We start from the raw sequence: 6,965 nt of genomic DNA on the forward strand, positions 1-6,965 counted from the left end.
ATGGAATATGACCTGTCGACGAACATACTCTTTGCACGCGGAACCAAGGACCCTGCGACCGGTGAGCTGAAGGGAACGCCGACGATGAAGCAGGGTGACAAGACCTATGAGATGCGCGAGGTGCGCTACAATTTCGATACGCGAAAGGCCAGCATCAAGGACATGACCACCACAGAGGAGGACGGTACCATCCATGGACAGAACATCAAGATGATGCCGGACCACTCGATCAACATGACCAAGGGTCAGTATACGGTCTGCGACGCCGAACATCCACACTACTACCTGAAGCTTTCGGCGGCGAAGGTGACGACGGGCAAGAACAGGAAGACGGTGTTCGGACCGGCGAACCTGGTGCTCGCGGACGTGCCGCTGCCTATCGGTATTCCTTTCGGTTTCATCCCGAAGAGGCCTGACCGTGCGACCGGATTCCTGATGCCTACCTTCGGTGAGGAGACCTCGCGTGGATTCTACCTCAGGGACGCAGGTATGTACTTCGTGCTCGGACAGTATTTCGACCTTTCCATCACCGGAGATATCTATACCCTCGGCTCATGGGCTGTGGACATCAACTCCCGATACAGGGTCAACTACAAATTCAACGGTAGCTTCGCACTCACCTACTCCAACGACCAGACGGGAGAGAAGGGCAGCTCCGACTTCTTCCAGTCGAAGAACTTCGCCGTGAAGTGGAGCCACTCGCAGGACGGCAAGGCACGTCCAGGAACCTCCTTCAGTGCTTCCGTGAACTTCTCCAGCCCTTCGAACAGCAGGTACAACTCGACCAGCGTGAACGAGGCGCTCCAGAACCAGATATCATCTTCAATCTCATATTCGAAGAACTGGAACGGAAAGATGAACCTTTCGGTCAATGCTCTCCATAGTCAGAACTCGAGGGACAGCTCGTATACCTTCACTCTTCCTAACGTGACATTCTCTGTGACGAGGTTCTATCCTTTCAAGAAGAAGAACCGCGTCGGCAAGGAGAAGTTCTACGAGAAGTTCTCTCTCGGATATAGCACTACCTTGCAGAACAAGATCAATTTCAAGGCGTCTGAGTTCAACATCAAGGATCCAGAGTTCCTCGGCAAGTTCCAGAACGGTATGACCCACAACTTCCAGATAGGTCTGCCGAACTTCACTCTGTTCAAGTACCTGAACTTCACGCCAAGCATACAGTATGGTATGAACTGGTTCTTCAGGAAGACGATGAAGGAGCTGGTGGACGTGATAGACGAGGAGACGGGATTGCCTAAGCAGGTGGCATATACTGATGCTGACGGATTCACCCAGATGGTCACTGCGCAGGAGGTGCAGGACGTGAGGGGCAAGGCGTTCTCTTCTTTCGGTGTCACTCAGACATATTCGGGTAGTATCTCGATGAGTACCCGACTGTACGGTATGTTCAACTTCGGCAAGCACCACAAGCTGCAGGCAATAAGACATGTCGTATCACCTTCAGTATCGTTCAATTTCAGCCCTGAGAAGGCGAATAGGATGAATGGTTACCGTTCCCTCGATTATGTTGACGAGAACGGAAAGCTCGTCCATAAGGACTACAATATATACGAGGGGCAGGTCTACTCTGCACCGGGACGCGGTAAGAGCGGCACCATGAGCCTTAGCATCGGAAACAATCTCGAGGCGAAGGTCCGTGATTTCCGTGACACTACCGGCAGCGGAACCAAGAAGATCAAGCTTATTGACAACCTCAATATCAATACCGGCTACAACTTCCTCGCGGACTCGCTCAGGATGAATAATGTCGGAATCTCGATGTCCACCTCAATCTTCGGCAAGCTCGGCATCAATGCCAATGCCAATTTCGACCCTTATGCGGTCAATGAGCGTGGTACCAAGTACAACAAGTTCGCCGTCACCCAGGGTCAGGGACTCCTCAGGCTGACCGGTGCGAGCGCTTCCCTCTCTTATTCTATCTCCGGCGACGGAAAATCTGTCGGTAGTACGGGAGAGGTCAAGGGCGCGGCGAGTGACTATTATAGGGTATACTATCATCCTGTCACCGGAGAATACATTCCGGGTGGATGGCTATATTATATGAATACGAACTCGGCGTGGTCGCTGAGCTTCAACTATTCGTACAGCTACCAGCGTTCGTACCAGTACACGAACAACGAACTCATCACCAAGCACAGGCATAACCAGACTCTCGGTATGTCCGGAAACGTGAAGCTTACTCCTAAGCTCAGCATCAACATGTCGTCGGGATTCGACTTGATGGCTCTGAAACTTACCACCACTCAGCTGTCTGCAAGCTATGACCTGCACTGCTTCAACATAGCGGTGTCATGGGTACCTACCGGTAAGTGGCAGTCATGGAGCTTCAGGATCGCTGCGAACGCTGCGGCACTCTCAGACCTGCTCAGGTACAAGAAGAGCAGTTCTTACTGGGACAATTAAATAATTATTGCTATATTTGCGGTCGTTCCGTTCGGGACTGATCGCAAATACAATCTTTTTTACATAATGCACACGATTTTTCAATTGAAGGAAATGCCTGTGGAATCTCTGCGTGAACTTGCAGAGTCACTCGGCATCAGAGGCGCCAAGAAGATGGAGGCTGAAAAGCTTCTCTACAAGGTGATGGACGAAGAGGCCCTCGTGGACTCCAAGAAGGAGCCTGAGGAGAAGCCACGCAAGCTTCGTCTGCGCAAGGATGCCTCTAAGAAGGAGAGGGCCCAGCAGCCAGCTGCAGAGGCCAATGAGGCGAATAAGACTGAAGATTCAGTGAAGCCAGAAGAACCAGCAAAGAAGGCTGACGGAAAGAAGAGAGGAAGGCCTAGAAAGGCAGAGAATGCCCCTGCAGAGGAGCCAAAGCCAGTAGAAGCGCCGGTGGTAGAAAATGTGGCTGAAACCGCATCAGAGCCAGCGCAGGAGGCCGTTACTTCGCAGAAGAAGCTTCGCCAGCGTAGGTCAAGGATACAGAATGCTGCAGCAGAGCCTGTAGCTATGGCAGAGGAGGTAGAGGCTCCGGTTGCGCCAAGTGAGGCTCAGGACGCAGAAAATGCTGCATCAAAGCCAGCTCAGGACGAGCAGCAGCGTAATAATAATGGACGCAGGAACAGGAACCAGCGCAACGCAAGCCAGATAGACAAGGCTAATCTTCCAAGCATCGAGGAGCTTCGAAACAGGCAGCGTCCCGGCGGAGCACAGCAGAATCCTCAGCAGCAGCCGGCTCCGCAGAATGCGCAGCCACAGGCCGCACAGGAACAGCCGCAGGCCGAGAATGGCGAGCAGCATGAGAATCACAATAACAACAATAATCAGAACAGGCAGCAGCAGCGTCAGCCTCAGCAGCCGAAGATAGTATTCGAGGGCACCGTGGAGGCTACTGGAGTGCTCGAGATCATGCCTGACGGATACGGATTCCTCCGTTCTTCGGACTACAACTATCTCAACTCCCCAGACGATGTATATGTATCTCAGCAGCAGATCAAGCTCAATGCGCTCAAGACCGGCGATATGGTCTGCGGTGAGATTCGCCCACCTAAGGAGGGTGATAAGTACTTCCCTCTCGTGAGGATCAAGACCATCAACGGACGCTTCCCGGAGTTCATCAGGGACCGTGTTCCATTCGATTTCCTCACCCCTCTTTTCCCTGATGAGAAGTTCAATCTCCTCGGCAACGGACATGCGAGCGATGAGTCATGCCGTATCGTCGACCTCTTCGCTCCTATCGGAAAGGGACAGCGCGGTCTCATCGTGGCCCAGCCAAAGACCGGTAAGACCATGCTCCTCAAGAGCATCGCGAATGCCATCGCCGACAATCACCCTGAGGTGTATGAGATCGTTCTCCTTATCGACGAGCGTCCGGAGGAGGTTACCGACATGCAGCGCAGCGTGAAGGCAGAGGTGGTTGCTTCGACCTTCGATGAGCCTGCAGACAGGCACGTGAGGGTTGCGAACATGGTGCTTGAGAAAGCAAAGAGAATGGTAGAGTGCGGACACGACGTCGTGATTCTCCTCGACTCCATCACTCGCCTCGCCCGTGCATACAACACCGTTCAGCCGGCTTCCGGCAAGGTCCTTTCCGGCGGTGTGGATGCAAATGCGCTCCATAAGCCAAAGAGATTCTTCGGCGCAGCCCGCAACATTGAGAACGGCGGTTCGCTCACCATCATCGCTACCGCACTCACCGAGACCGGTTCGAAGATGGACGATGTGATCTTCGAGGAATTCAAGGGTACCGGCAACATGGAGCTTCAGCTCGACAGAACTCTCTCCAACAGGAGAATCTTCCCTGCCGTTGGCATCACCCTTTCGGGTACTCGCCGCGATGACCTTCTCTACGAGAAGAGCAAGGCTCAGAGGATATGGATACTTCGCAAGCTTCTCGCTGAGATGAACCCTACTGAGGCAATGAATTTCATGCTTCAGCTCATGGACGAGAACAAGACCAACGAGGACCTCCTTGACAACATGAGCAAGGTGAATCCGAAGGAGGCCAAGTATTACGATACCTTCTAAAATAGGATGAACCGTCTTTCGGACTCTACGATATGCGCACCTGCTACCACTCCCGGTACAGGTGCGATTTCAATTATCAGAATCAGCGGCCCTGACGCGCTTACAATTGCTGACAAGGTCGTCAGATGCCGTCGTGGGTGCCTTTCCGAGGCTCCTGGGTACAGCGTGCGCTTCGGTACCGTCGCTAAGGACGGAGAAGTGATAGATGAGGTCCTCGCGACCGTATTCCGTGCTCCTCACTCCTATACGGGCGAAGATTCCGTTGAGATTTCTTGCCATGCGTCACGTTATATCGTAGAGACGGTGTTGGGATTGCTGACGTCGGCTGGAGCCATGGTCGCAATGCCCGGAGAATTCACTCAGCGCGCCTTCGTAAACGGTAAGATGGACCTTGCCCAGGCTGAGGCAGTCGCTGATCTTATCTCTTCCCAAAGTACTGCTTCACATAGGATTGCGATGAGTCAGTTGAAGGGAGGCTTCTCGTCAGAGTTGAGATCTATGAGAGATGCGCTCCTGAAGATCGTTTCTTTGATGGAGCTCGAGCTTGACTTCAGCGAGGAGGATGTGGAGTTTGCCGACAGGTCCGAGCTGATGGATCTGGTCGACCACACCGCTGCTCATTGCGACAGGCTCGTGGAGTCTTTCCGCCTTGGCAACGCTATCAAGAACGGTATTCCAGTTGCCATCGCCGGTGCGACCAATACTGGAAAGAGCACGCTTCTAAATGCTCTTCTTGGTGAGGATCGCGCTATCGTCTCTGATATCGCAGGCACTACGCGTGACACTATCGAGGAGACTCTCAACATCGATGGTACCCTATTCAGATTCATCGATACTGCAGGTATTCGCGGTACTGAGGAGACGGTCGAAAAGATAGGTATCGAGAGGACTTTCAAGAAGATTGAAGAAGCTCAAGTAGTACTTGCAATGATCGATGCTAGCGAAGATGAAACATTGTCTTGTACTTCAAGTAGTGCTTCAAATGGAATGTCTGGCGATGCGAGATCGCTAATTTCGCTTATTCCTGAATCTCAATTCGCTATATTTATCCTGAACAAAGTCGACAAATGCTCTACAGAGGATATTAACAAAAAAGTTCGCGACCTGAACAATTTAGTTAAATCTCCTGTAATTCAGATGTCTGCGAAGAATTTGACTGGAATTGACGAGTTGAAGGCGGAATTGTCCTCCTTTGCCAAGAGAATGCTTTCGGAGAGCGATACTACTCTGGTTACGAACCTGCGACATGTCCAGGAGCTCGGCGAAACAAGCAGTTGTCTCAAGAGGGTCAAAGATGGTCTTATGATGTGCGTCCCAAGCGACCTCGTTTCTCAGGATATCCGAGAGGCCATCTACCACTTAGGAACAATAGTCGGCGAGATCTCCACCGACGAGGTCCTCGGTGTGATTTTCGGGAAGTTCTGCATCGGCAAATGATGTAACTAATTGATTTACAATTACTTACGATTAAATCCAACAAAACTAGCTATAGGTGAGACAGTTAACACGTCTCACCTATTTTCGCATTTTAGGACGTTGTAGGACGTTTTTGGATAGTTTTGCATAGATTTTTTAGCGCATTTCTGCTGCATAACTTTCGATAGACCTCGTTCGTTCCTAAGTTGTTCACGGGGTGGGACACATTGGGACGCATTGGGACACCCTGGGACTATTTTGTGAACCAAAAATGGGAAAAATCACCTATCAAAAGCACTGTGAGTTCTGCGGCAGCGTATTCACGGCAAGGACTGCCGCAACGAGGTTCTGCAGTCATCTATGCTCTCAAAAGGCGTACAAGGTAACGAGACGGCGTATCCTTGAAAAGGAAGTCGGCGAGGCATTCAAGGAAGAAGAAGCCAGGCGAAGTGTCGAGCACTTCGACAATCTCTGCGTAATGACGCCACGTCTGGCAGCCGAGTATCTGTCTGTAGGCAAATCCACAATCTACCGGTATATCAAGAGCGGCCAGATCAAAATCCTAAAGCTTCCAACTAAAACTCTCATCAGGAAGGCAGATCTGGACAGTCTGTTCCAGACGCTTCCTGCTCCCCTGGTCCCTCCTCCGTTCAAGAACGAGGACGGTCGTCCTGTCACTACCAGAGAAGAGCCTAAGCTTGACATCAATGACTTCTACCTGACCAAAGATGTCATGGAAAAGGCCGGGATGTCTCTGGCTGGTGTGAAGAAGCTACTGGAAAGAGAAGGAATCGAGGCGATCCACTTCCGTGACAAGGACTATTATAATAAGGTGAAGGTCGACAAGCTGCTTGCAAAGAGAGCTGAAGACGAGCATCCAGAGATAACCGAATGGTATTCCACATCAGAGATCATCAAGAAGTATAACATGACTCAGTCGGCAGTGTATTCCATGGCCTATGACTATGCCATACCGAAGAAGAAGGTCAAATCCCAGGTCTACTACTCAAAGGTCCATGTGGACGGAATAAAGAACGGCTCTATCACCGAGCAGGTGATGA

Annotated in this window: 4 protein-coding genes; all 4 read left to right on the forward strand. The window is 51.5% G+C overall.

Going from position 1 to position 6,965, the window contains the following annotated elements; translation table 11 throughout:
- Positions 1 to 2,421: putative LPS assembly protein LptD (locus tag AC06ND_RS03935; RefSeq protein WP_475677691.1), on the forward strand; the 2,421-nt coding region annotated here is incomplete at its 5' end.
- 66 nt (positions 2,422 to 2,487) lie between these two features.
- Complete coding sequence (rho, locus tag AC06ND_RS03940; protein ID WP_475677692.1) at positions 2,488 to 4,488, forward strand: transcription termination factor Rho; 2,001 nt, start codon at positions 2,488 to 2,490, stop codon at positions 4,486 to 4,488.
- A gap of 6 nt (positions 4,489 to 4,494) precedes the next feature.
- Positions 4,495 to 5,925 carry a tRNA uridine-5-carboxymethylaminomethyl(34) synthesis GTPase MnmE gene (gene mnmE / locus AC06ND_RS03945; RefSeq protein WP_475677693.1) on the forward strand — a complete coding sequence of 477 codons (1,431 nt, stop codon included), beginning with the start codon at positions 4,495 to 4,497 and terminating at the stop codon, positions 5,923 to 5,925.
- Between the two features lie 250 nt (positions 5,926 to 6,175).
- Positions 6,176 to 6,965 (forward strand): helix-turn-helix domain-containing protein (locus tag AC06ND_RS03950; RefSeq protein ID WP_475677694.1); only part of this gene is annotated, 790 nt, incomplete at its 3' end.

This window comes from Candidatus Cryptobacteroides sp., from assembly GCF_056207615.1.